Below are 24,410 nucleotides of genomic sequence, written 5' to 3'. Positions count from 1 at the left end.
GTGCCGTGCCGCAGGACCGTGGAGGAGCCCGTCCTCGCTGGTCAACAGCGATTTTAACCTCTTGCCGGTGGCCGACCCGCCGACCGGAGTGAGTCTTGTCTCCCCACGCGCTCCCACCCCCGCCGGACCCTCCCGGGCCTCCGTCCGGCTCCCCCGCACCTGCCCGGCGGGGGCGGGGGAGCCGGCCGGGCGCGGCAGGAGTCCGGGGCGTGCTTGTCACCGGCTCGGACTCCGGTCCGGGCGACGGCCCGGTGACAGGCGCCCGGACCGGTGGTGTCCCGCAAGGGTCTCGCCGGCGGTGACGCCTCAGCGGCCGCGGGCTTCGGCCATCCGCTGCTCGGCGATCCGGTCGGCGGCGGCGGCCGGCGGAATGCCGTCGGCCTTCGCACGTGCGAATATGGCCAGCGTGGTGTCGAAGATCGTGGCGGCCTTGGCGCGGCACCGGTCGAAGTCGAAACCGTGGAGCTCGTCCGCGACCTGGATCACGCCACCGGCGTTCACGACGTAGTCCGGTGCGTACAGGACCGAGCGGTCGGCAAGGTCCTTCTCGACACCGGGATGCGCGAGCTGGTTGTTGGCCGCGCCGCACACCACCTTCGCGGTCAGCACGGGGACCGTCGCGTCGTTCAGCGCACCGCCGAGCGCGCACGGGGCGTAGATGTCGAGGCCCTCCGTGCGGATCAGCGCGTCCGTGTCCGCGGCGACGGCGACCTCCGGATGCAGGTCGGTGATCCGGCGTACGGACTCCTCGTGGACGTCGGTCACGACGACCTGGGCGCCGTCGCTCAGCAGGTGCTCGACCAGGTGGCGGCCCACCTTGCCGACGCCGGCGACCCCGACCTTGCGGCCCCGCAGGGTCGGGTCGCCCCACAGGTGCTGGGCGGAGGCGCGCATGCCCTGGAAGACGCCGAAGGCGGTCAGCACGGAGGAGTCGCCGGCGCCGCCGTTCTCGGGCGAGCGTCCGGTGGTCCAGCGGCACTCCCGGGCGACGACGTCCATGTCGGCGACATAGGTGCCGACGTCGCAGGCGGTCACGTAGCGTCCGCCGAGGGAGGCCACGAACCGGCCGTAGGCGAGCAGCAGTTCCTCCGTCTTGATGAGCGTGGGGTCGCCGATGATCACGGCCTTGCCGCCGCCGTGGTCGAGGCCGGCCAGGGCGTTCTTGTAGGACATGCCGCGCGACAGGTTCAGCGCGTCCTCGACGGCCTCGGCCTCGGTGGCGTAGGGGTAGAAGCGGGTGCCGCCCAGGGCGGGGCCCAGGGCGGTGGAGTGGAGGGCGATGACGGCCTTGAGGCCGGTGGCACGGTCCTGGCAGATCACGACCTGCTCGTGACCCCCCTGATCCGAGTGGAACAGGGTTCGCAGTACATCGCCAGGCACGCCGGTCACATCGGTCACTGTGGTGACTCCCAAGTACGAAGCGGCGGAAGACCCTCCTGAAGGTGGGGAGGGCCTCGGACCGGCCGGCACGGCCGGTCCGACTGGGCAAGACTGTAAGTCCTACGCGCCCGTAGATCCGTGGGAGTGCCCGGGATCACCCCCCTGCGGAGTACGGGCGTGACACGATCTGCCGCATGCCGTTGGTGTCCTCCCTGGTTGTCCCTTACGCGTCCTACCTGCGGGTGTACGAGCCGCTCGCCGCCTTCCCCGAGCCCGAACGCGCCCACTGGACGCGCTACGCCCGGCGGACCGACCTGCCTACGGCCCAGGACGAACTCCGCCGTTCGCTGGCCGACTTGGTGCCCACGCCGCCCGTGGGCGTGCCCGTGCACGAGAGCGGGGACGCCTTCGTCGCGGACGTGGACGGGGTCGTGTGCGTCTGCCCCTGGCGGACACGGATGCGGGGCTGGATGGCGCTGGACGAACTGGGGGGTCTGTTTCCGGCCACGGTGCTGGACGCGGTACTCCCGCCGGTGGTGCGGGGGCAGGCGGTCGCGGACTACGAGCGCTGGGCGGAGCGGAACCCGGACGCCCGTCCCTGGATCCGGACCACGGTGTGGCATGTCCCGGTCCGCTGGTTCGTCCTGTTCGGCGACGAGGAGCGCGAGTACGTGGCGGGCGACGCGGGGGGCGGGGTCCGCCCCCTGCTGCGCTACCGCACGCCGATGGTGCAGGCACGGCGCCGGCTGGCGCGGACGCTCAAGACGCTGCGGGAGACGGCCGACGAGGGGCCCCTCGTGGAGGGGCTGGTGGACGTGGGGCGCTGGCTGGAGGAGTTCCACCCGCGCGCCATGGTCGAGCTGGACTACGGCGGCCTGGTGTACGCGCTGCCCGGGGAGCAGCTGGCGGGGGACCGTTCGGCGGCGGACGTGGCCGAGGGCATCGCGGCACTCCGGGCCGGGGACACCGAGGCGGCGGGGGTGGCGTACGGGCGTCTCGCCGAGCGGTGGCGGGCCGTACGGGACCGGCAGTCGGCCAACTGAGGGCGACCCTCCGGCGGGCGGGCGTACAGCTACGTCACCTCGGCGCGTCGGCCCTCCGTGCGGTACCCCGCGGCCGAGCCGTGCGCTGATCCACCGGGAACGACGGGACAGCTCCTGGTCGGAAAGCAGTGTGAAGTGCCTGTAACCGCCGCATAGACCGGCGATCGGGAGGGAAGAGACATCCTGTGCGGTGTCCGGCATCCAGGGCGCCGAGCGGCTTCCGGGATTCTTCGGGTGCCCGGGAGGGCCCCGGGAGACCCCTGGGGGCGACGGGAGTGCCGGGCGGAGGTGAACGGAAATGTCCTGAGCGGAATTGACGGCCAGTGAACCGAACGCCCTGTGTGACGCGTGTGACAGGTGAGGCGGGAGGTCGCTCGGCGGAGTTCGGGACCTACGTCCCGAACCGGGCCTTTGCCTCAAGCGTGACGGATAGCACTAACGGGGCCCTTGCGTCCTTCCCTACTCCTCATGCCAAAATAGGACAAGGGGTCCTGGGGAGACTCTGTCCGCCCAACTATGGGTGGAATGCTCAGCATTGCACGCTATGGGGGGTCTGACGACTTCTGACGACTCCTGATCGCTCTGTGACTGATCGTCACTGGAGCGTGACTGTCCGCTATGGCATGGTCCATCGGCTTCCGTCGCTGATGAACACCTGGGAGGGCAATTCCATCGGTTTGGCCGACGTGGTCGGACGGATGGTGTAGTTGTAGTGCCGAGGACAAGCCGTTCGTCCTATAACCGACTCGGCCCGCGTCCGCCATTTCGGGCAACGCGGGTCAAGGTGCAGAATTTAGAGGAAAGAACCGAGATGGTTCGGTTCTCCCGAGGAGGCCGCTCATGACCGCTCGCACCCCTGATGCCGAGCCGCTGCTGACCCCGGCTGAGGTCGCCACGATGTTCCGCGTGGACCCGAAGACGGTCACCCGTTGGGCCAAGGCTGGCAAGCTCACGTCCATCCGCACGCTCGGTGGACATCGCCGGTACCGCGAGGCAGAGGTCCGCGCACTGCTTGCGGGTATTCCGCAACAGCGCAGCGAGGCCTGACACACCCCTGTCGCCGCAGCACAACAGGGTTGCCGATGGGCCCCCCAGTCCTCGGTACCCACTCATAGCTCCACATGACGGACGCCTGCCCCAACGGGCGTCATACCTGTGACTCACGGGTGCGTCGTTCGATCGCGCTGGACTCCGCCGGGTCCAGCGCGATCTTTTTTTGTGGCCTCCAGGCGCCCTCCCGCGGACGTCCGGCGACGGTGCGACTCCGGCCCCCTCGGCGGCCGCGCGCCGCCGTGTAGCCGGTGTGCGCCGCAGCGTGGCTGCTCCGCAGTCGGCCCCGGCGCCCTCCTGACAGGCCGACAACAGGCCGACGGGTCGGTTTCCACAGGGCTCCGTGTGCGGGTCTGGGTGTGCCTGTTCGGGGCTGTTCGTCCGGGGCCCGGGTCTCGTGGGAGGGCTCGGGAGGAACGATCCGGGATGTGTGTTCAAAGGAGTGCAATTGCACATATTAAATTCGCCCGTTGTAGGAAGTGCGTAAAGTGCCCCTCGGGCAAAACCAGTTCGGTGACTCCCGTCACACCGGTGTGGGCTTGTCGCTTCCGAGCCTGCCACTCCGCGGGGGCGTACGGCTGGGGCTGATCGTCATGTCGTGGAGGCACTTTGGTCACCGAGCGGGTCGCGGACGGGGTGGTCGCCCCCGGGCCCCGCTCCGGTCGTCGTACCCCCGCATGCTCTCGTTCTCGGCCTCGGCGGTGGCGCTGGACGGGTGCGAAGCCGCCTCGGCCGGCCCGTCCGGTGTGACGGCCGGCCCTTCCGGCGCTGCGGCAGGCGTCCGGAGGGCCGGTGGCGGCTTGGGAGCCCCGCCAGGCCCTGAGTGCACGTACGGAAGCTGAGTGGGCGTCAGAGGATCCCTGGCGAGCGCCTGGAGGCGATGGCACACCGGACAGTCGCGGGTGAGGTGGCGGTAGTCGGACGCGGCCGCCAGATGGGCGCGCAGCAGCGCGCGGGTCTCGTGCCGTGCCGTGGACGCAGACATCCGTGCGACCTCCCGGAGAGCCCGGCCGTCCCGCACCGGGAACCAGGGGCGGCCTCTTCTATGGGGTACCCGCGACGGATCCGGCCGTCAAGACGCACGGAAGCCCGGATCCAGGGGATCCGGGCTTCCGTCTACTGCGGTCCTGACGGGATTTGAACCCGCGGCCTCCACCTTGACAGGGTGGCGAGCACTCCAAACTGCTCCACAGGACCAGGTTTTCGCTGCTGCCTTGCGGCTGGCTGCGAAGACAGACTCTACAGGAGGTCTGAGGGCCAGGTCGAACTCACTCTGGGTGGCGGGTGCGCTACAGCCGGCGGAGGACCCGCAGCGGTCCGGCGGCGGCCCGGATCACCGCACGGGCAGTACGGAGAACCGGGCCGCCGCCGGACCGGGGCACGGTGCCGCCCGTCCGGATCACGGTGCGGCCGCGTCGATCGCCTTCACGATCCGCTTGTCCGAGACCGGCTGGGCCGTCCCCAGGGCGTGGGCGAAGTAGCTCACCCGGAGCTCCTCGATCATCCACCGGATGTCCAGGACCTCCTGCGGGACGGGCCGCCCCTGCGGCAGCTGCTCCAGCAGCCAGGCGTACTCGTCCTGCATCTCGTGGACCTTCTCCATACGCGTGGTGTCGCGCTGGACGTTCGTCGGCATCTGCTGGAGCCGGCGGTCCTCCGCGACCAGATAGCGCATCAGGTCGGGCAGCCTGCGCAGCCCGGTCGCGGTGACGAACCCGGGCGGTACGAGGCGGGCCAGGTGATCGCGGACGTCCGTGACGTTGTTGATCAGGACCAGGCTGTTCGTGGCCTTCAGCCGGCGCTCGCACGCCTGCCAGGCCGCCAGGATCTGCTGCACCTGCCCGATCGTGCGGACGGTCAGGTCCACCAGGTCCGCGCGGACCTTCTCGTACAGCGTGCGGTACGACGCCTCGTCCCAGGCCGGGCCGCCGTGCGCGGCGATCAGCCGGTCCGCCGCCGCCGTCGCGCAGTCGTCGAAGAGCGCCTGGACGGAGCCGTGCGGATTGCGCGACAGCGCCAGCTTCTGCTGGTTGGTGAGCGTGTCCGAGGCGAACTTCGCCGGATTGACCGGGATGTTCAGCAGGATCAGTTTCCGGGTGCCCCGCCACATCGCCTGCTGCTGTTCGGCCTCCGTGTCGAAGAGCCGTACGGCGACGCTCTCCCCCTGGTCGACGAGGGCCGGGTACGCCTTCACCGGCTGGCCGGCCCTCCGGGTCTCGAAGACCCGGTTCAGCGTGCCGATCGTCCAGTCCGTGAGGCCCGAACGCTCGATGGACCCGCCCGAGGGACCGGCGGTGGCCGCGGCGGCCTTGGAGAGCGCCTCGCGGGCCTTGGGGCGCAGCCGTACCTTCAGTGCCTCCAGGTCCTTGTCCTCGGCGACCTTGCGGCGTCGTTCGTCGACGATCCGGAAGGTGATCTTCAGGTGGTCCGGTACGCGGGACAGGTCGAAGTCCTCCGCGGTGACCGGCACGCCGACCATCCGCTGGAGTTCCCGGGCGAGTGTCAGCGGCAGCGGCTCCTGCAGCGGGACGGCCCGGTCCAGGAACTTCGCCGCGTAGTTCGGGGCGGGGACGTAGTGCCGGCGGATCGGCTTGGGCAGCGAGCGGATGAGCTCGGTGACCACCTCTTCGCGCAACCCCGGGATCTGCCAGTCGAAACCCTCCGGCGTGACCTGGTTGAGCACCTGGAGGGGGACGTGGACGGTCACACCGTCGGCGTCCGCTCCCGGCTCGAACTGGTACGTCACCCGGAACGTGAGCCTCCCCTGCCGCCAGGAGTCCGGGTAGTCGTCCTTGGTGACGGCCCCGGCCTTCTCGTTGATGAGCATCGAGCGCTCGAAGTCGAGCGCGTCGGGCTCGTCGCGGCGCTTGTGCTTCCACCAGGAGTCGAAGTGCGCCCCGGAGACGATGTGCTCCGGGATCCGCTGATCGTAGAAATCGAAGAGCGTCTCGTCGTCCACCAGGATGTCGCGGCGCCGAGCGCGGTGCTCCAACTCCTCGACCTCGCCGAGGAGTTTGCGATTGTCATGGAAGAACTGGTGAGGGGTGCGCCAGTCACCCTCGACCAGGGCGTTCCGGATGAAGAGATCCCGGGACGCCTCCTGGTCGATCCGGCCGAAATTGACCTTGCGCTGGGCGACGATCGGTACTCCGTAGAGAGTGACCCGTTCGTACGCCATCACCGCCGCCTGGTCCTTCTCCCAGTGCGGTTCGCTGTAGGTCCGCTTCAGCAGGTGCTGGGCCAGCGGCTCGATCCACTCCGGCTCGACCTTGGCGTTGACCCGCGCCCAGAGACGGGAGGTCTCCACCAGCTCGGCCGACATCACGAAACGCGGCTGCTTCTTGAAGAGCGCGGACCCGGGGAAGATCGCGAACTTGGCGCTGCGGGCGCCCAGGTACTCGTTCTTCTCGGTGTCCTTCAGCCCGATGTGCGACAGCAGGCCCGCCAGCAGGGAGGTGTGCACCGACTGCTCGGGGGCGGCCAGGTCCGCCGAGGAGTCCTCGAGCTGCATGCCCATCTGCTTGGCGACCGTGCGCAGCTGCGCGTAGATGTCCTGCCACTCGCGGATGCGCAGGAAGTTGAGGTACTCCTGCTTGCACATCCGGCGGAAGCTGGAGGAACCCCGCTCCTTCTGCTGCTCCCGGATGTAGCGCCACAGGTTCAGGAACGCCAGGAAGTCGGACGTCTCGTCCTTGAAGCGGGCGTGGTGCTGGTCGGCCTGGGTCTGCTTCTCCGCGGGCCGCTCGCGCGGGTCCTGGATGGAGAGCGCGGCGGCGATGACCATGACCTCGCGGACACAGCCGTTGCGGTCGGCCTCCACGACCATGCGGGCCAGGCGCGGGTCCACCGGCAACTGGGAGAGCTTGCGGCCCAGCGGGGTGAGGCGCTGGCCCCGCTTCCCCTCCTGCGGGGTCTTCTCGGCCGTCTCCAGCGCGCCGAGCTCCTGGAGCAGTTGGATGCCGTCCCGGATGTTGCGGTGGTCCGGCGGATCGATGAAGGGGAACTTCTCGATGTCGCCGAGACCGGCCGCGGTCATCTGGAGGATGACGGAGGCCAGGTTCGTCCGAAGGATCTCCGGGTCGGTGAACTCCGGACGGGTCAGGAAGTCGTCCTCGGAGTACAGCCGGATGCAGATGCCGTCCGACGTACGGCCGCAGCGGCCCTTGCGCTGGTTGGCGCTGGCCTGGGAGATCCGCTCGATCGGCAGCCGCTGGACCTTGGTCCGGTGGCTGTAGCGGGAGATGCGGGCGGTACCCGGGTCGATCACGTACCTGATGCCGGGGACGGTCAGCGAGGTCTCCGCGACGTTCGTCGCCAGAACGATCCTGCGTCCGGTGTGGCGCTGGAACACGCGGTGCTGCTCGGCGTGCGAGAGGCGCGCGTAGAGGGGGAGCACCTCGGTGTTCCTGAGGCCGCGCTTGTTCAGGGCGTCCGCCGTGTCGCGGATCTCGCGCTCCCCGGAGAGGAAGACCAGGACGTCTCCGGGGCCTTCGGATCCGAGCTCGTCGACCGCGTCGCAGATCGCGGTGATCTGGTCGCGGTCGGAGTCCTCGCTGTCCTCCTCCAGGAGCGGCCGGTAACGCACCTCCACCGGATACGTACGTCCGCTGACCTCCACGACGGGCGCCTCGCCGAAGTGCTTGGCGAAGCGCTGCGGGTCGATGGTCGCCGAGGTGATGACGACCTTGAGGTCGGGGCGCCTGGGCAGCAGCCGGGCGAGGTAGCCCAGCAGGAAGTCGATGTTCAGCGACCGCTCGTGGGCCTCGTCGATGATGATCGTGTCGTAGGCGAGGAGTTCGCGGTCCGTCTGGATCTCGGCCAGCAGGATGCCGTCCGTCATCAGCTTCACGAAGGTCGCGTCCGGGTTCACCTGGTCGGTGAAGCGCACCTTCCAGCCGACGGCCTCGCCGAGCGGGGTGTTCAGCTCGTCGGCGATCCGCTCGGCGACCGTGCGGGCGGCGATCCGGCGGGGCTGGGTGTGCCCGATCATGCCCCGGACGCCGCGCCCCAGCTCCATGCAGATCTTGGGGATCTGCGTGGTCTTGCCGGAGCCGGTCTCGCCCGCGACGATCACGACCTGGTGGTCGCGTATCGCCTCCAGGATCTCGTCCTTCTTCTGGCTGACCGGAAGCTGTTCCGGGTACGACAGAGCGGGCACCCGCCCGGCACGCCCGGCCAGTCGTTCGGCCGCCTTGCCGGCCTCGGCGGCGATCTCGTCCAGCACGGACTGCCGGGCCTCGGGCTTGCGGATGCGGCGGGTGCCCTCGAGACGACGGCCGAGCCGCTGCGCGTCGCGGAGCGAGAGCTGCCCGAGCGTGGTCTGGAGATCGGCGAAGGAAGTAGACATACGGACCCCAGGATCTCACCCGGGCGCGGGGAGTGGCGAACGTATTTCACGCGGGGTGCGTCACGGTGCCGGCGGGCCCACGCGGTCGGACGCGCCCTGAGCGGCCCGCCGGGCCGTGCCCGCGGTGGTCTGCGGGGTCCGGTCCGGTGGTGGTCCTGTGGTCCTGAACAGGAGAGGCCGGTGCGGACCGGCACGGTGGGTTGGTGCGGACCCCGGCGCGGTGGGGTGGGTGCGGGCCCCGGACCGTGGCGGTCCTGCGAAGCCCGTCCCGGCACGGCCGGGCGGTTCCGGCCCTGACCGCGTGTGTTCGGCCGCGGCGGCGGTCACCGAGCGGTTGCCCGGGATCACAGCACGTACCATTCCGGGCAACTGATCACCCGTTCCCCGCACGCAAGGCGGTCTCGTGTCCCGTACGCAGTGGTGCAGCCTGATGGCCGTTCTCGCGGCCGTGCTGGGGCTGCTCTGCGCACCGGCGTCCGCCGCGGCCGGCACCGCTGCCCCCGGGGTGGTGGCCGCCGCCGGGGACACGGGCATACCCGGCTGCGAGCGCACCGGGGACCACGACGGCACCGGCCCCGCCCTGCCGGTCCGGGCGCGTACCGCGCAGGACCAGGCGCCGGGGCCCGCCCCGTGGAGCCTGCCCGCCGCCACCGGCCGGGGGCCGGCTCCGCTGCCGGCGCGCCTCGCCGTGCACGGTCCCCGACCCGCCACACCCACGCCCGTAGAGCTGTCCGTGCTGAGGGTGTAGGCGGCCCCGCCTCCCCCGCCCACCGCAGAATCCACCCTCCTCAGCACGGAGCACCGCATGCCCATGCCCACCCGTCCCTCGTCCCGGTCCTCCTCGAAGAAGCCGCTCGCCCTCGGCGCCGTCGTCGTCCTCGCCGCCGGTCTCCTCGGCTTCGTCTCGTACCGCGCCACCGCCCCCGGCGCTCCGGCGTCCGACACACCGGCCGCCGTCGCCGGGACCACCGGACCGGACGACGACGTCTACCCGGAACTGGCGAAACTCGCCAGGCGCGAAGCCGGGGACAAGCTGGCCCAGGGGCGTACGGACGCCCCCGTCGTCCTCATCGAGTACGCGGACTTCCAGTGCGGCTACTGCGGGAAGTTCGCCCGGGACACCGAACCCGCGCTCGTCGAGAAGTACGTCCGGAACGGCACCCTGCGCATCGAGTGGCGCAACTTCCCGCTCTTCGGCAAGGAGTCGGAGGCCGCCGCCCGTGCCTCCTGGGCCGCCGGGCAGCAGGACCGCTTCTGGGCCTTCCACCGGGCCGCCTACGCCGACGGCGCCAAGGAGAAGGGCTTCGGCGAGGCCCGGCTCAGGGCCCTCGCGAAGGAGGCCGGGGTCAAGGACCTCGACCGCTTCGCACGCGACACGCAGAGCCAGGAGGCCGCGTCGGCGATCAGCCGCGACCAGGAGCAGGCGTACGGGATCGGCGCCACCTCCACCCCGTCCTTCCTGGTCAACGGGCACCCCCTGGCCGGCGCCCAGCCCACGGCCGTCTTCACCCAGGCCATCGAGGCGGCGGCCGCCGAGGCGGCGAACGTGGGCAGCGCCGGCGAGGACGCGCGGTGACTCCCGACATCGGCTACGTCGCGGCCCTGCTCGGCGGTCTGCTCGCCCTGGTCAGCCCCTGCAGCGCCCTCCTGCTCCCGGCCTTCTTCGCGTACTCCGTCGACTCCGCCTCCCGGCTGCTGGCCCGCACCGGCATCTTCTACGCCGGCCTCGCCACCACCCTCGTCCCGCTGGGTGCGGCGGGTTCGTACGCCGGACGGCTCTTCTACGGGCACCGTGACGCCCTCGTCCTCGGCGCCGGCTGGCTGATCATCGGGCTCGGCCTCGCGCAGATCGCGGGAAAGGGCTTCGCCTCCCGCCGGATCGCCGCCCTCAGCGGCCGGATCCGTCCCACGACCGCCCTCTCCGTCTACGCCCTGGGCGCCGTCTACGGCCTGGCCGGCTTCTGCGCAGGGCCCATCCTCGGCAGTGTCCTCACGGTGGCGGCCGTCAGCGGCAGCCCGGTCTACGGCGGCCTGCTCCTCGCCGTCTACGCCCTCGGCATGGCCGTACCGCTGTTCGTGCTCGCCCTGCTCTGGGAACGCCTCGACCTCGGCCGCCGGGCCTGGCTGCGCGGCCGGACCCTGCGTGCCGGCCGTTTCGAGCTCCACACCACCTCGCTGCTCTCCGGCCTTCTCTTCGTCGGGCTCGGGGCGCTCTTCCTCGCGTACGACGGGACCACGGCACTGCCCGGACTGCTGGACGTCGACGCGTCGTTCGCCGTCGAGCAGTGGGCCCAGCGCCTCGGCGGGCGGGTACCGGACGCGGTCGCGTTGACGGCTGCGGTGGCCGTGGTGCTCCTGGGTATCGGGGTGCAGGCCTGGCGACGCCGGTCCGGCGGGCCCCGCACTCGGGAGGACGGGACGGAAACGAAGGCTCGCGCGCAGGAGGAGGAAGCGGCCTGACATGGCGAAGGCCCCGTCCGTGGACGGGGCCTTCGGGTGGTGGCTGGGGCCGGGATCGAACCGGCGACCTATCGCTTTTCAGGCGATCGCTCGTACCAACTGAGCTACCCAGCCACGCAGCTCACAAGGGCTGCAGCGGTCCTGACGGGATTTGAACCCGCGGCCTCCACCTTGACAGGGTGGCGAGCACTCCAAACTGCTCCACAGGACCAAGCTCATGTGCGAGACAAGTCTCGCACACGATAAAGCGTGCCCCCAACGGGATTCGAACCCGTGCTACCGCCTTGAAAGGGCGGCGTCCTGGGCCACTAGACGATGAGGGCTAAGGGCCCACCTGCGCACTTTGCAGCGCGTCGGGGACGTGAGAAGCATATGTGATGGCAGGAGGTATCGCCAAAACGGTTTACGGGGAGGTCGGGGAGCCGGTCGGCGAGGGGGAGCGGCCCGTCGGCTTCTCCTCCGGCAGATGGCGGCCGACCTCGGCGGTCGTCAGTCCGAGACCGCCCAGGGTGATCTCGTCCCAGGCCTGCAGGCGCCGGGTGGAGCGGTCCAGGTAGAGGACCGAGGCCCGCACCTTCTCCGGCTTCTCGTTCTGTACGGCGCGCAGCCCGCCGCCGCCGGTGGAGCCCTCGACCTTCAGCCGCGTACCGAACTTCAGCAGCTCGTTCACGCGGTGGTGCACGTGTCCGGACAGGACGAGGGGAACCGTTCCGTCCGTCTGGCGGGCAGCTTCCGGGTCGTGGGCCACCGCTATGTCGGCCGGGGTGCCGGCCCGCTTCTGGTCGCGCAGCGCGGACGCGAGCCGCATGCCCGCCAGTTGCTCGGAGGCCTTCCCGCCCGGGGCCCGCGACCGGTCCGGGGTGAACTGCGGGTCACCGGTGCCGGCGATCCGCAGCCCGGCGACGTCCACCGCGCTTCCCTGGTCGAGGACGTGCACGTTGCCGAGCTTCTTCAGATAGGCCTGGGTGACCTCGGAGTCGTGGTTGCCCCGCACCCACACGTAGGGGGCGCCGAGGTCGCGCACGGGGTCCAGGAAACCGTTCTCGGCGGCCGTGCCGTGGTCCATCGTGTCACCGGAGTCGATGATCACGTCGATCTCGTACTGCTTCACGAGCGAGCTGATGATGTGCCAGGAAGCCGGGTTGAGGTGGATGTCGGAGACGTGCAGGACCCGGATGGTCGCCGGGTCGGGTTGGTACACGGGAAGCGTGGACGTGGCGTCGTACAGCTTGGTGACGTTGGTGACGAGCCGGGCCAGTTCCTGTTGGTAGACGTCGAATTCGGTGACGATCGAGCGCGCGTCGCCGACGACCGAGGGGGCGCTGGAGAGCAGCCCGGAGAACTTCGGCTCCAGAACGGACTTCGGGTTCCAGGTGGCGTACGCGCTGACGCCCGAGGCGGTCAGGAGGGCGAGTGCGAGACCGCCGGCCGCCAGGGCGCGGCGCGGGCGGCGGTAGACGACGAGCCCCAGGGCGGTGGCGCCGGAGACGACGGCGACGCAGGAGCGCACCGCGAGTTCGCGGGTGCCGGAGGCGACGTCGCCGGTCACCTCACCCTGCAGCCCGGAAAGCCGTTCGGGGTGCTTGACCAGGGCCTGCGAGCGCTCGGGATCCAGTTGGTCGACGTCCACGTCGAGCCGGACGGGGGCCGTGTGGGAGTCCAGTTCGAGCGCGCCGAGGGGGGACACGTTGATCTTGGTGCCGCCGCTCAGCGAGGGCCGCAAGGTCATCGTCGTGTCCATGGGCCCCACCGGCGTACGCACACTGCCGACGGCCAGCAGACCGAGCCACGCCCCCAGCACGACGACCGCGAGCAGGCCGAGCGCGCGTGCGTACGGGTGCGCGGGAGCAGCGGTGAGGGAGCCGTCGGGCGCGGTGGAGCGGAAGCGGGAGCGGTGGGGGTGCCGGACACGGACGAGTGCGGCGCGGATCGGATCGCGGGCCATTGGGCGCGTATGCCCCGCCCGGGTGGGGGACATGCGGACGTCCGGGGAGGAGTGGCCCGGGTGGGTGGCACGTCCGGCCCCGCGCGGGCCGCCCGCTCCGGCCGTGCGTACGGGACAATGGCGGAGTGCTGGAGATGACGCGCGAGGAGTTCGAAGAGCTGGTGAGCGTGGCCCTCGACCGGGTCCCGCCGGAGCTGATGCGGCTGATGGACAACGTCGCGGTGTTCGTCGAGGAGGAACCGGAGGACCCGGAGGACCGGGAACTGCTCGGCCTCTACGAAGGGACCCCGCTCACCGAGCGCGGCGAGTGGTACGCGGGGGTGCTGCCGGACCGGATCACGATCTACCGGGGGCCGACCCTGCGGATGTGCGAGACGCGGGAGGACGTGGTCGCCGAGACGGAGATCACCGTCGTGCACGAGATCGCCCACCACTTCGGCATCGACGACGAACGGCTGCACGCGCTGGGGTACGGCTGAGGCGGCCGGGACGGCGGGCCGCTCGTTCGGGGGCGTGACGGACCGACGGACCGACGGACCGCCGGCCCGGGGGCGTGAGCGGGCGGCCGGTGGTGTGTGCGGGAGTTGTGTCGGGGCGTGTCCCCGGCAGGTGCGCGGGAGTTGGACACATCGCTCTCTACGCCGTTCCGCCGTCTCCCCGCCCCTGGAGGTGCCATTCCGTGCGCCAGTTGTCCGCCCGCGTCCGCCGGGCAGCCGTCACCGCGCTGACCATCGCCGTGTCCACCGGCTGCATGAGTGTCGGGCACGACGCCGGGCAGCCGGCCCCGCCCCGCCCCTCCGGGCAGCGGGGCGAGTCCGCCCACCCGGACGGTGCGACCGGGCGCGGTACCGGGCGGGCCGGTTCCGGCGGCGGCCGTGCGGAGGCACAGTCGGAGCGGGACGTCTCCCGCGGGCCGGAGGCGAATGCGCACCCCGGCGGGTCCCCGGCCGCCCCGGCCTCCCCGGCAGGCAGCCTCCCGGAGTCCGCCCCGGGGCAGCCGGAGCCGACCCGGGGCGGTCAGCCGCCCCTTCCGGAACCGAGCGTTCCGGAACCGGGCGAGCCGCCGCCCCCGCCGTCGTCCCCCGAGCCGCCCCCGTCTCCACCACCGGTCTCCCCGGAGCCCTCGCAGCCGCCTCCCGAGCCGCCCTCGGCCTCGCCGGCCGGGCAGTTCCGCAGTGCTGCGGCGGGGCCCTCGGAGCGGGTCGAGGTGTGGGCGACTCCCGAGGCATCGCCGCAGGTCGCGCCGGTGTGAGGGGCCTCCCGGCGGAGCCGGTTTGCGCGAATGGGGGGAGAGTGCGTATGGTAGTAGATCGTTTGATCCCATTGCCCGGCGCCGACACAGAAGAGCGCCGTGTGGCGCGTACTCTCTCTTGCCGTGGCTGGACCGCATTGAGGCGGTCGACATTGCGAAAACACGGAGTTACGGGCGCGTGCCGAGACTCCGGAAGGTTTCGCATTTCGCATGTCAATTTCCAGTTCTGACCACACCGTCCTGCCCGAGAACGTCGAGAGCGCCGAGACGAGCGCCGTCATCGAGATCGCCGAAGCCGTCGCGGCCGCGGCCCCCGAGACGGTCGCGGAGACCCTCGCCCCCGCAGAGAGCACCGTCGAGGCCGCCGGCACCGAGGCCCCCGAGGCCGAGGACGCCGAGCCGACCGTCACGTTCGCCTCGCTCGGACTGCCCGAGGGCATCGTCCGCAAGCTCGCGCAGAACGGTGTGACCGCCCCCTTCCCGATCCAGGCGGCGACCATCCCGGACGCCCTGGCCGGCAAGGACATCCTCGGCCGCGGCCGTACCGGCTCCGGCAAGACGCTCTCCTTCGGTCTGCCGACGCTGGCCACGCTGGCCGGCGGCCACACCGAGAAGAAGAAGCCCCGCGCGATCATCCTCACCCCGACGCGTGAGCTCGCGATGCAGGTCGCGGACGCCCTTCAGCCCTACGGCGACGTGCTCGGCCTGAAGATGAAGGTCGTCTGCGGCGGTACGTCGATGAGCAACCAGATCTACGCGCTGGAGCGCGGTGTCGACGTCCTCGTCGCCACCCCGGGCCGACTGCGCGACATCATCAACCGGGGCGCCTGCTCCCTGGAGAACGTCCAGGTCGCGGTCCTCGACGAGGCCGACCAGATGTCCGACCTGGGCTTCCTGCCCGAGGTCACCGAGCTGCTCGACCAGATCCCCGGCGGCGGCCAGCGCATGCTCTTCTCCGCCACCATGGAGAACGAGATCGGCACGCTCGTCAAGCGGTACCTGCACAACCCGGTCACCCACGAGGTCGACAGCGCCCAGGGCAACGTCACGACCATGTCGCACCACGTCCTCGTCGTGAAGCCGAAGGACAAGGCCCCGGTCACGGCCGCGATCGCCGCCCGCAAGGGCCGCACGATCATCTTCGTCCGCACCCAGCTGGGCGCCGACCGTATCGCCGAGCAGCTCATCGAGTCCGGCGTGAAGGCGGACGCGCTGCACGGCGGCATGACGCAGGGCGCCCGTACCCGCGTGCTCGAGGACTTCAAGAAGGGCTACGTCAACGCCCTGGTCGCCACCGACGTCGCCGCGCGCGGCATCCACGTCGACGGCATCGACCTCGTCCTGAACGTGGACCCGGCCGGCGACCACAAGGACTACCTGCACCGCTCGGGCCGTACCGCCCGCGCCGGCAAGTCCGGTGTCGTCGTCTCCCTCGCGCTGCCGCACCAGCGCCGTCAGATCTTCCGTCTCATGGAGGACGCGGGCGTCGACGCCTCCCGTCACATCGTGCAGGGCGCGGGCGTCTTCGAGCCGGAGGTCGCCGAGATCACCGGTGCCCGCTCGCTGACCGAGGTCCAGGCCGACTCCGCGAACAACGCGGCCAAGCAGGCCGAGCGCGAGGCCGCCGACCTCACCAAGCAGCTGGAGCGCGTCCAGCGCCGTGCCGTCGAGCTGCGCGAGGAGGCCGACCGCCTGGTCGCCCGTGCCGCCCGCGAGCGGGGTGACGACCCGGAGGCGGCGGTGGCCGAGGTCACCGCCGAGGCCGAGGCCGCGCTCGTCGCCGCGGTGTCCGTCCCGGAGCAGCCCGCCGCGCGCGACGACCGCCGGGACGACCGGGGCAACTTCAACCGCCGTGACGACCGCGGTGGCGACCGCGGGGGTTACCGCGGTGGCAACGACCGTGTCGGCGAGCGCAGCGGCCGTCCGTCCGGGGGCTCCGGCTACCGCGGCAGCAACGACCGCCCGTCGTTCCGCGGCAGCAACGACCGTCCGTCCGGTGGCTTCCGTTCCGGTGGCGGTGACCGTCGTGACGACCGTGGTGGCCGTCCGTTCGAGCGCCGTGACAACGACCGCCCGGCGTTCAACCGCGACCGTCGTGACGACCGTCCCTCCGGTGGCTTCCGTTCCGGTGGCGGTGACCGTCGTGACGACCGTGGTGGCCGTCCGTTCGAGCGCCGTGACAACGACCGCCCGGCGTTCAACCGCGACCGTCGTGACGACCGTCCCTCCGGTGGCTTCCGCTCGGGCGGCAGCGACCGCCCGTTCAACCGTGACCGTCGTGACGACCGCCCCACGGGCGGCTTCCGCTCCGCCGGCGGCGACCGTCCCACCGGCCGTCGTGACGACCACCGCGGTGGTACGACCGGCACGGGTACCGGCACCGGTACCTTCGGCCGCCGTGACGACAAGCCGCGCTGGAAGCGCAACGGCTGAGACCGGCTGAAAGCCGGCTGACCGCCGACCGACCCGCGGGGCCCGTACGACACTTCGGTGGCGTACGGGCCCCGCGGCGTTTCCGGCGTCCCTGCCCGGGCATCGCTGGGGGCATGACAAACGACGAAGCCGTGGCGGCAGAGCCGCCGCCCGATGCCCTGAAGGGCTCACCCGTACCCGCCTCCGACGAGGAACGGCTGGCCCAGCTCGGCTACACCCAGGTCCTCGCACGCCGGATGTCCGCGTTCTCGAACTACGCGGTCTCGTTCACGATCATCTCGGTGCTCTCGGGCTGCCTGACGCTGTATCTGTTCGGCATGAACACCGGCGGTCCCGTCGTCATCACCTGGGGTTGGGTCGGCGTGGGCCTGATGACGCTGTTCGTCGGCCTGGCGATGGCGGAGATCTGTTCGGCGTACCCGACGTCCGCCGGACTGTACTTCTGGGCCCACCGCCTCGCCCCACCGCGCTCGGCGGCGGCGTGGGCCTGGTTCGCCGGCTGGTTCAACGTGCTCGGTCAGGTGGCCGTCACCGCGGGGATCGACTTCGGGGCGGCGTCCTTCCTCGGGGCGTACCTGAACCTCCAGTTCGGCTTCGAGGTCACTCCGGGCCGTACGATCCTGCTCTTCGCGGCGATCCTGGTGCTGCACGGCCTCCTGAACACCTTCGGCGTCGGCATCGTCGCCGTGCTCAACAACATCAGTGTGTGGTGGCACGTGGTCGGTGTCGCGGTCATCGTCGGCGCGCTGACGTTCGTACCCGACTCGCACCGGTCGGCGTCGTTCGTCTTCACCGAGTTCGTCAACAACACGGGCTGGGGCAGCGGCTTCTACGTGGTGATGATCGGCCTGCTGATGGCGCAGTACACCTTCACCGGGTACGACGCCTCCGCCCACATGACGGAGGAGACCCACGACGCGGCCGTGGCGGGCCCGCGCGGCATCGTACGGTCCATCTGGACCTCCTGGATCGCCGGCTTCGTCCTGCTCCTCGGCTTCACCTTCGCCATCCAGTCCTACGAGGGCGCCCTCGCCTCCCCGACCGGGGCCCCGCCCGCCCAGATCCTCCTGGACGGGCTCGGCGCCACCACGGGCACACTGCTGCTGCTCGTCGTCATCGGCGCCCAGCTGTTCTGCGGCATGGCGTCGGTGACGGCCAACAGCCGCATGATCTACGCCTTCTCCCGCGACGGAGCCCTGCCCTTCTCCCGTGTCTGGCACACGGTCAGCCCCCGTACCCGCACCCCCGTCGCGGCGGTCTGGCTGGCCGCACTCGGCGCACTGGCGCTGGGCCTTCCGTACCTGATCAACGTCACCGCGTACGCCGCCGTCACGTCCATCGCCGTCATCGGCCTCTACATCGCCTACGTCATCCCCACCCTGCTCCGGCTGCTGCGGGGCGACGACTTCACCCCGGGCCCCTGGCACCTGGGCCGCTGGTCCCGGCCCATCGGCATCGTCGCGGTGACCTGGGTCGCGGTGATCACGGTCCTGTTCATGCTGCCTCAGGTGGCGCCCGTCACCTGGGAGACGTTCAACTACGCCCCGCTGGCCGTCCTGGTCGTCCTCGGTTTCGCCGCCACATGGTGGCTGGCTTCGGCCCGCCACTGGTTCCTGAAACCGGCCGCCCCGGAGCGCCCGTCCACCCACTGACACCCGCCCCGGCCCCGGCGCGCCCGGCCCGGCACCCGATACCCGATCGGCTGCCGGGCCCGGGGCAGCTATGCTCGGGGGGTGATCCATCAGGGGCCGTTAGCTCAATTGGTCAGAGCAGCGGACTTTTAATCCGTTGGTTGTGGGTTCGAGTCCCACACGGCCTACCTGGCGCAGGGAGGGGTAATCCCCTTTGACCTGCTGCTTAGCGCCTCGACCGGCTTCGGCCGGTCGGGGCGCTTCGTCTTTCCCGGCCTCTTGCGTGAGCGATGCGTGAGCGGACGGTCCGACAGCAGGTGCTACGGAGGCAGCCTTACGGGCACGCGGAACCAGGGCGGCGGCGGCTTCGGCGGCAGCCTTGTCGACCTCGGGCAGCAGACATCGATGCTGTTCCGCGGCGATCGTGCAGACGCCGCCGCCCACCATGATCCCGCCCGTCGCGAAGCGGACTACGGGTGGTCGCCCGCCGTCCCTGGCCCCGACCAGGTGTCTCCCTAACCACGCGGCCGGACCGCTCCCCAGCCTCAGAGGTCCTGGGAGGAGCAAATGCCGTACACGACCACGGCCCCCTGGCGCGTCGCTGCCTACGCCACCGTGCGGATGAGCTTCTTGTTGACGAACTCCTCGATGCCCGGGCGGCCGAGCTCGCGGCCGAAGCCGGAGCGCTTGATGCCTCCGAAGGGCAGTTCGGCGCCCTCGGCGCCGACGCCGTTGATGAACACCATGCCTGCCTCGATGCCGTCGGCGACGCGGGCGGCCTGGCTGGCGTCCGTGGTGAAGACGTACGAGCCGAGACCGTAGGGGGTGTCGTTGGCGATCCGCAGCGCGTCCTCCTCGTCGGCTGCCCGGAAGACCATGGCGACCGGGCCGAAGAGCTCCTGGCGCGCTGCGGCGTGCTCGGTGGTGAGGCCGGTGAGGACCCCGGAAGGGAAGTGGGCGCCGCTGCGTGCGCCTTGGGTGTGCAGTGTTGCGCCTTCCGCGACGGCGGCGGTCACCTGGCGCTCGAGGGTGTCGGCCGCGGCGACCGAGGACAGGGGAGCCCCGGACTGGCGGGCGAGGAGCGCGGCGGTGAACTTTTCCACGAACGTGTCGTAGTGATCGGCCGTGACGATGAACCGCTTGGCGGCGTTGCATGCCTGGCCCGTGTTGTCGAGGCGGGCCGCGACGGCGGCGTCCACGACGGAGTCGAGGTCGTCGGTGGACAGCACGATGAACGGGTCGGAGCCGCCGAGCTCGAGGACGACTTTCTTGAGGTGCCGCCCGGCGATCTCCGCGACAGCGGCACCGGCCCGTTCCGAGCCGGTCAAGGACACGCCGTGGACGCGCGGGTCGGCGATGACCTCGGCGATCTGCTCGTTGGTGGCGTACACGTTGACGTACGCGCCGACGGGGAAACCCGCCTCGGCAACCAGCCGCTCGAGCCGTGCCGCGGTGGCAGGGCACTGCGGGGCGTGCTTGAGGACGATGGTGTTGCCCAGGGCGAGGTTCGGGGCGGCGAACCGGGCAACCTGGTAGGCGGGGAAGTTCCACGGCATGATGCCGAGCAGCACACCCACCGGGCCGCGCCGTATGACGGCGCGACCGGGGCCGGAGGTGACGGGGAGCTCCTCGTCGGCGAGGAACTCCTCGGCGTGGTCGGCGTAGTAGTGGTAGATGTCGACGCAGAAGTCGATCTCACCCTCCGCTTCTTCGAGCGGCTTGCCCATCTCGCGCACGATGCCCGCCGCCAGTTCGGCGCGGTGCTCGGCGTGCAGATTCCCGAGCCAGCGCAGCAGCGCGGCCCGCTCGGCCACGGAGGTGCCGCGTCCCCAGGCGGTGGCCGCGTGGGCGGCGTCGACGGCCGCGGCCACCTCGGCGTCGGTGGCGGTCGGGTAGGTCTGAACGGTCGTGCCGGTGGTTGGGTCGGTGACGGCGTACATCAGGTCTCCAGGAAGTGCGGGGGCGGTGGCAGGGGGGTCGCGGCGGCCTCGCTCGCAGGTGTGCCGCGAGGCCGACGTCGTGGAGTCCTACGGTTCGAGAATGGTGCGGGCCCCCACGGCGGACTTGAGGTCCTCGAAGGCGGCGACTGCCTCGTCGAGCGGGCGGACTTTGCCGATCAGCTCGTCCAGCGGCAGCCGGCCGGCCAGGTAGAGGCGGGCAAGCTTCGGGATGTCGATCGCGCCGACGCTGGAGCCGTAGTTGCAGCCGAGGATGCGCTTTCCCTGGTCGGCGAGGTCGAAGAGGTTGAACGCGCCCGTCGCGTCGGCGGCGGCCATGCCGACCAGGACGGCCGCTCCGCCGGAGGTGAGCATCCCTGGGAGGGTCTCGATGACCTTGGGGCTGCCGATGGCCTCAAACGCGTAGTCGACCCCACCGAGTTCCTCCTGGCACCAGGCGGCCACGTCGGTCGTGGCGGCGTCGAGCGTGTGGGTCGCTCCGAACCGTTCGGCGGCGATCAGACGCTCGGGCGAGAGGTCGACTGCGATGATGGGATCGGCTCCCACCAGCCGCAGGCCCATCACCACGGACAGGCCCACCCCTCCGGCGCCGACGACGACAGCGGACTCGCCGGCCCGCACGCCGGCGGTGTTCAGAACCGCGCCGATGCCGGTGGAGACGGAGCAGCCCAGGAGGGCTCCGATGCCGAACGGCAGTGCGTCGGGGACCTTGACCACGGCCGATTCGGGAACGACGGCTCGGCTCGTGAACGCGCCGAGTCCCAGGAAGGGCCAGACCTCGCCGCCTCGGGCGTCGGTGATGGGTGTCGTGCCGTCGGGCAGGGTGTTCGCGACGGCCTGGGTGCCGGTGCACAGCCAGGCCATGCCGGCCAGACACTTTCGGCAGCGGCGGCAGGGGGCGAACCAAGACAGGACGACATGATCGCCCGGCTTCACCCCGGCGACGCCTTCCCCTGTGTGCGTGACCACGCCGGCGGCCTCGTGGCCCATGACGAGGGGGCGGTCACTGGGCCAGTCGCCTGTCAGGATGTGCAGGTCGGAATGGCACACCCCGGCAGCGCGGATGTCGATCTCGACCTCGCCCGGTCCGGCGGGGCGGTGGGAGATCTGTCGGGTGTGCAGTCCTGCGACCGGGTCGTAGGTGAGGGCCGGGGAGAGGACGGGGGCGATGGCGGAGGAGAGGTTCGCGGACATCAGAGAGCCTTGACTTCGTCGGTCGACAGGGTGGGGGAGAGCCGGGTGTGGGGTTTGGCGATGGCGACGTACGCCAGGCCGATGACGAGCAGCGCGGAGAAGACCAGGACCACGGCCCATACCTGGATCCAGCTGCCTGATGGCGGGGCGAGTTCGGCGCGGGGCCACGCGATGTTGACCGCCTCGAACAGCAGCCACACCACGGCGAGAACGTTGATCACCAGGCCGGCCCGGCCCAGGCGGAATTCGCCCTCCGCCGGATTCCAGCGGCCGCGGAGGCGTGCGAAGAGCGCGACGAGGGCGACCGCCAGGAAGATGAAGTAGAAGCCACCGGATCCGAAGGAGATCAGCGTGGCCGCCGCGTTGCCGTTGAGCCCGAGCAGAAGGCCGAGCCCGGCGAGGACGGCCGTCGCGGTGAGCGAGACCCAGGGGATCTGGCGCTCTCCGACCTTGGCGAGCTGGGCGGAGCAGGGCAGCTGCCGGTCCCTTGCGAAGGCGTAGACGGCCCGCCCGATGTAGGTCTGGATCGAGATGGCGCAGGCGAAGAACGCGACCAGGACGACGACGATGAACGGCTTCCCGCTCCAGCTGCCCAGGCCACTCGTCACCGCGTCGAAGACGGGGTCCACGGTCTTCCCGGAGACGGCGTCCTCGGGGCTGCGCAGCGCCAACGTCACCGCGATCGAGGTCAGCATCACGGTGAACGCGACGAACACGTAGCTGCGCAGCAGAGCGCGGGGCACGCTGCGCCGCGGCCGCTCGGTCTCCTCGGCGACCTGTGTGGTCGCGTCGAACCCGAGGAAGGCCCAGCCGGCCACGGCCAGACACGTCACGAAACCGGCCGCGACGGACCCGCCGGAGACGGACTCCGCGCCCAGGGTGTCGAACAGGATGCTGAAGCCGTTGTGGCGTGCGAAGAGCAGCAGGAACACGCTGACGGCGAGGGAGACGACGCCCTCGGCGACGATGCCCGCGTTGAGGAAGTGCTTGACCGGGTTGACGCCGAGCAGATTGATGCCGAGGGCCACGGCGATGAAGACCACTCCGAGCACCACGTGGGTCGTCGATGACAGCGCCGAGTCGCTGAAGAGCATGTACAGCCAGCTGGAACCGAGGTAGGCCACGGTGGTCAGGGACGCGATCGCAGAGGCGAGATAGATCCAGCCCACCAGCCAGCCCAGCCGGGGTCCGCCCAGCCGGCGGACCCACTGGTAGACCCCGCCGGTGATCGGGAACTGCGAGGAGAGCTCGGCGTAGACCGTGGCGACCAGCAGCTGCCCCAGGAAGGCGACGACGACCGCCCAGATCCACGTGGGACCGGCGAAGACGAACCCCAGCTGGGCGACGGCGTAGATGCCGACCACCGGGGAGATCGTCGCGAAACCGAGAGCGAACACGGCCCACGCGGACAGGGTGCGTTTGAGCTCCTGTTCGTAGCCGTATTCAGCCAGATCACCGGCATCGGCGCGGTTGTGGTCCACGTTCGTCTCCTGGCATTGCTGGGCGCGTGCGGCGGCGCTCACACGGTGGAGGTCGTCGTCGGCTCGCCGTTCCTACCCGGCTACGGGCTGGGGCCACGGCAGCCGTTCGAGCGGCGACCCATTTGTTGGCTGTAGAGCCAATTGTCATTTGGCTGCACAGCCAATAGCATCCCTGCCATGACGTCAAGGGGTCCTGAGAGGCAAGTCCGCAAATCGGCGGCCGAACGCCGCCGCGAGATCGTGGCAGCGGCCGCGCAGGTCGGGCTCGAGGACGGCCTCGAGTGCGTCACCCGGCAGCGGATCGCCGACGGCCTCGGAGTCCAGTCCGGGCTCATCCACCACTACTTCCCCGTGGTCGAGGAACTCGTGGCCGAGGCGTTCACGAGCGCCACCACGGCAGAACTGGACGGCCTGCTGCCGGAGGTGGCGGCCGAGCCCGAAAGCGCCGGCCCTCTGAGCGTCTTCCAGCGCTTCTTCGCCCTGATCTCGGACACCGAGTTCGACAACGTGAGCAAGCTCTGGCTCAACGCGCGACACCTGTCCCGCTACCGTCCCGTGCTGCACGACCAGGTGGTCAGCCAGGAGCTGCGCTGGTGCCACCGCATCGAACAGATCATCACGCAAGGCGTGCGGGAGCAGGTGTTCCACTGCGAGGATCCGTGGGCGGCCGCCGTACGCATCCTCGCCGTCGTGGACGGAGCCAGCGCGTACATCAACACCAGCAACGACCACCGCAGCCAGCCCCTCGCCGGCCTTGCCCGCGTGCTCGCAGAAGCCGAACTGGGCCTGTCGGTCGGCGACCTGCGCATGCCCTGACACGCCGCAGCGGGCTCCAAGCTCGCGGAAGCCGTCAAGCGGGGGTTTCCGCTGCGTCCTGAGCTGTCCGCGTGCGTGAGCGGATGGTGCGGCCGATCCGTATCAGGTACCGGCGCGCAAGTCTTTGACCAGGCAAGCCCGGGCGGTCTCGTGGGTTGAGGGTCCGAGTACCGCACGGCCTGCGTGAAAGCAGGTGGGACAACCCTGTCCGCCCTTACTCCGCGCCTCGACCGGCATCGTGCGGGGGGAACCTCAGGGCTCACGGCACGGCGAAGGCGTCGGGCGCGGCCACCTCGTGCCGCGTGTCCCGTACCGGGGCACAGGCCGGTGCGCAGGCCGGTGGGCAGGGCGGGACAGGTGGCGGATGACACAGGTGTCCGAGCAGCGCCCGTCGCGCCGCGGTGGCGGACCGGTTCGTGT

Annotated in this window: 17 protein-coding genes and 5 tRNA genes; 11 read left to right on the top strand and 11 right to left on the bottom strand. The window is 70.9% G+C overall.

Translation table 11 applies throughout. From position 1 onward, the window contains the following. Positions 1-306: 306 nt before the first annotated feature. Positions 307-1,398, bottom strand: coding sequence for a Glu/Leu/Phe/Val dehydrogenase dimerization domain-containing protein (locus ACH4VO_RS29700; protein ID WP_360995122.1), 1,092 nt, complete (start codon positions 1,396-1,398; stop codon positions 307-309). Between the two features lie 176 nt (positions 1,399-1,574). On the opposite strand from ACH4VO_RS29700, the gene ACH4VO_RS29695 reads away from it, so the two are divergent. Then, positions 1,575-2,423: a hypothetical protein gene (locus ACH4VO_RS29695; protein WP_360995124.1), complete on the top strand. Its 849-nt coding sequence runs from the start codon at positions 1,575-1,577 to the stop codon at positions 2,421-2,423. Between the two features lie 840 nt (positions 2,424-3,263). Then, complete coding sequence (gene bldC / locus ACH4VO_RS29690) at positions 3,264-3,470, top strand: developmental transcriptional regulator BldC (RefSeq protein WP_003949541.1); 207 nt, start codon at positions 3,264-3,266, stop codon at positions 3,468-3,470. Positions 3,471-4,086: 616 nt separating this feature from the next. On the opposite strand, the gene ACH4VO_RS29685 is transcribed toward bldC, so the two are convergent. From ACH4VO_RS29685 to hrpA, 3 genes are all read right to left on the bottom strand, one after another. Next, positions 4,087-4,458 carry a DUF6274 family protein gene (locus tag ACH4VO_RS29685; protein ID WP_360995127.1) on the bottom strand — a complete coding sequence of 124 codons (372 nt, stop codon included), beginning with the start codon at positions 4,456-4,458 and terminating at the stop codon, positions 4,087-4,089. Between the two features lie 137 nt (positions 4,459-4,595). After that, a tRNA-Asp gene (locus tag ACH4VO_RS29680) sits at positions 4,596-4,670 on the bottom strand. A gap of 202 nt (positions 4,671-4,872) precedes the next feature. Further along, on the bottom strand, positions 4,873-8,820 hold the full coding sequence (gene hrpA, locus ACH4VO_RS29675) for an ATP-dependent RNA helicase HrpA (RefSeq protein ID WP_360995130.1): 3,948 nt from the start codon (positions 8,818-8,820) through the stop codon (positions 4,873-4,875). 403 nt (positions 8,821-9,223) lie between these two features. Between hrpA and ACH4VO_RS29670 the strand changes: the two genes are divergently transcribed. From ACH4VO_RS29670 to ACH4VO_RS29660, 3 genes are read left to right on the top strand one after another with little or no spacing between them, the layout of a single operon-like run. After that, the gene (locus tag ACH4VO_RS29670) at positions 9,224-9,568 is read left to right on the top strand and encodes a hypothetical protein (RefSeq protein WP_360995133.1); all 345 of its coding nucleotides are present in this window, start codon (positions 9,224-9,226) and stop codon (positions 9,566-9,568) included. Between the two features lie 57 nt (positions 9,569-9,625). Further along, complete coding sequence (locus ACH4VO_RS29665) at positions 9,626-10,396, top strand: DsbA family protein (RefSeq protein ID WP_398441699.1); 771 nt, start codon at positions 9,626-9,628, stop codon at positions 10,394-10,396. Further along, positions 10,393-11,280, top strand: a complete 888-nt coding sequence (locus ACH4VO_RS29660) for a cytochrome c biogenesis CcdA family protein (protein ID WP_360995137.1) — start codon at positions 10,393-10,395, stop codon at positions 11,278-11,280. The genes ACH4VO_RS29665 and ACH4VO_RS29660 overlap by 4 nt, the downstream gene beginning before the upstream one ends. Positions 11,281-11,317: 37 nt before the next feature. Here ACH4VO_RS29660 and ACH4VO_RS29655 read toward each other — a convergent pair. The 4 genes from ACH4VO_RS29655 to ACH4VO_RS29640 all read right to left on the bottom strand — a co-directional run bounded on the left by ACH4VO_RS29655 (position 11,318) and on the right by ACH4VO_RS29640 (position 13,225). Next, a tRNA-Phe gene (locus ACH4VO_RS29655) sits at positions 11,318-11,394 on the bottom strand. Positions 11,395-11,416: 22 nt separating this feature from the next. Then, a tRNA-Asp gene (locus ACH4VO_RS29650) sits at positions 11,417-11,491 on the bottom strand. Positions 11,492-11,530: 39 nt separating this feature from the next. Then, a tRNA-Glu gene (locus tag ACH4VO_RS29645) sits at positions 11,531-11,603 on the bottom strand. A gap of 80 nt (positions 11,604-11,683) precedes the next feature. Then, positions 11,684-13,225 (bottom strand): metallophosphoesterase, encoded by a 1,542-nt coding sequence (locus tag ACH4VO_RS29640; protein ID WP_360995140.1) that lies wholly within the window; start codon positions 13,223-13,225, stop codon positions 11,684-11,686. Positions 13,226-13,350: 125 nt separating this feature from the next. On the opposite strand from ACH4VO_RS29640, the gene ACH4VO_RS29635 reads away from it, so the two are divergent. The 5 genes from ACH4VO_RS29635 to ACH4VO_RS29615 all read left to right on the top strand — a co-directional run bounded on the left by ACH4VO_RS29635 (position 13,351) and on the right by ACH4VO_RS29615 (position 18,729). Beyond that, the gene (locus ACH4VO_RS29635) at positions 13,351-13,704 is read left to right on the top strand and encodes a metallopeptidase family protein (RefSeq protein WP_360995143.1); all 354 of its coding nucleotides are present in this window, start codon (positions 13,351-13,353) and stop codon (positions 13,702-13,704) included. A 200-nt stretch (positions 13,705-13,904) separates the two neighbouring features. Next, positions 13,905-14,477, top strand: coding sequence for a hypothetical protein (locus ACH4VO_RS29630; protein ID WP_360995146.1), 573 nt, complete (start codon positions 13,905-13,907; stop codon positions 14,475-14,477). Positions 14,478-14,687: 210 nt separating this feature from the next. After that, entirely contained in the window at positions 14,688-16,910 is a 2,223-nt protein-coding gene (locus ACH4VO_RS29625) for a DEAD/DEAH box helicase (RefSeq protein ID WP_398441696.1), read from the top strand. A 113-nt stretch (positions 16,911-17,023) separates the two neighbouring features. Further along, the gene (locus ACH4VO_RS29620; protein WP_360995152.1) at positions 17,024-18,562 is read left to right on the top strand and encodes an amino acid permease; all 1,539 of its coding nucleotides are present in this window, start codon (positions 17,024-17,026) and stop codon (positions 18,560-18,562) included. A 93-nt stretch (positions 18,563-18,655) separates the two neighbouring features. Then, positions 18,656-18,729: transfer RNA gene (locus tag ACH4VO_RS29615), tRNA-Lys, on the top strand. A 417-nt stretch (positions 18,730-19,146) separates the two neighbouring features. Here ACH4VO_RS29615 and ACH4VO_RS29610 read toward each other — a convergent pair. The 3 genes from ACH4VO_RS29610 to ACH4VO_RS29600 form a co-directional block, all read right to left on the bottom strand. Further along, on the bottom strand, positions 19,147-20,481 hold the full coding sequence (locus ACH4VO_RS29610; protein WP_360995155.1) for an NAD-dependent succinate-semialdehyde dehydrogenase: 1,335 nt from the start codon (positions 20,479-20,481) through the stop codon (positions 19,147-19,149). A gap of 87 nt (positions 20,482-20,568) precedes the next feature. After that, on the bottom strand, positions 20,569-21,693 hold the full coding sequence (locus ACH4VO_RS29605) for an alcohol dehydrogenase catalytic domain-containing protein (RefSeq protein ID WP_360995158.1): 1,125 nt from the start codon (positions 21,691-21,693) through the stop codon (positions 20,569-20,571). Continuing rightward, positions 21,693-23,174: an APC family permease gene (locus tag ACH4VO_RS29600; RefSeq protein WP_360995162.1), complete on the bottom strand. Its 1,482-nt coding sequence runs from the start codon at positions 23,172-23,174 to the stop codon at positions 21,693-21,695. The genes ACH4VO_RS29605 and ACH4VO_RS29600 overlap by 1 nt, the downstream gene beginning before the upstream one ends. Positions 23,175-23,351: 177 nt before the next feature. Between ACH4VO_RS29600 and ACH4VO_RS29595 the strand changes: the two genes are divergently transcribed. Beyond that, on the top strand, positions 23,352-23,990 hold the full coding sequence (locus ACH4VO_RS29595; RefSeq protein WP_360995165.1) for a TetR family transcriptional regulator C-terminal domain-containing protein: 639 nt from the start codon (positions 23,352-23,354) through the stop codon (positions 23,988-23,990). Positions 23,991-24,410: the final 420 nt, after the last annotated feature.

Source organism: Streptomyces sp. NPDC020780 (genome assembly GCF_044334475.1).
Taxonomy (GTDB): Bacteria; Actinomycetota; Actinomycetes; order Streptomycetales; family Streptomycetaceae; genus Streptomyces.
Note: the sequence above shows the minus strand (reverse complement) of the source record. Positions and strands in the feature narration are given on the sequence as shown.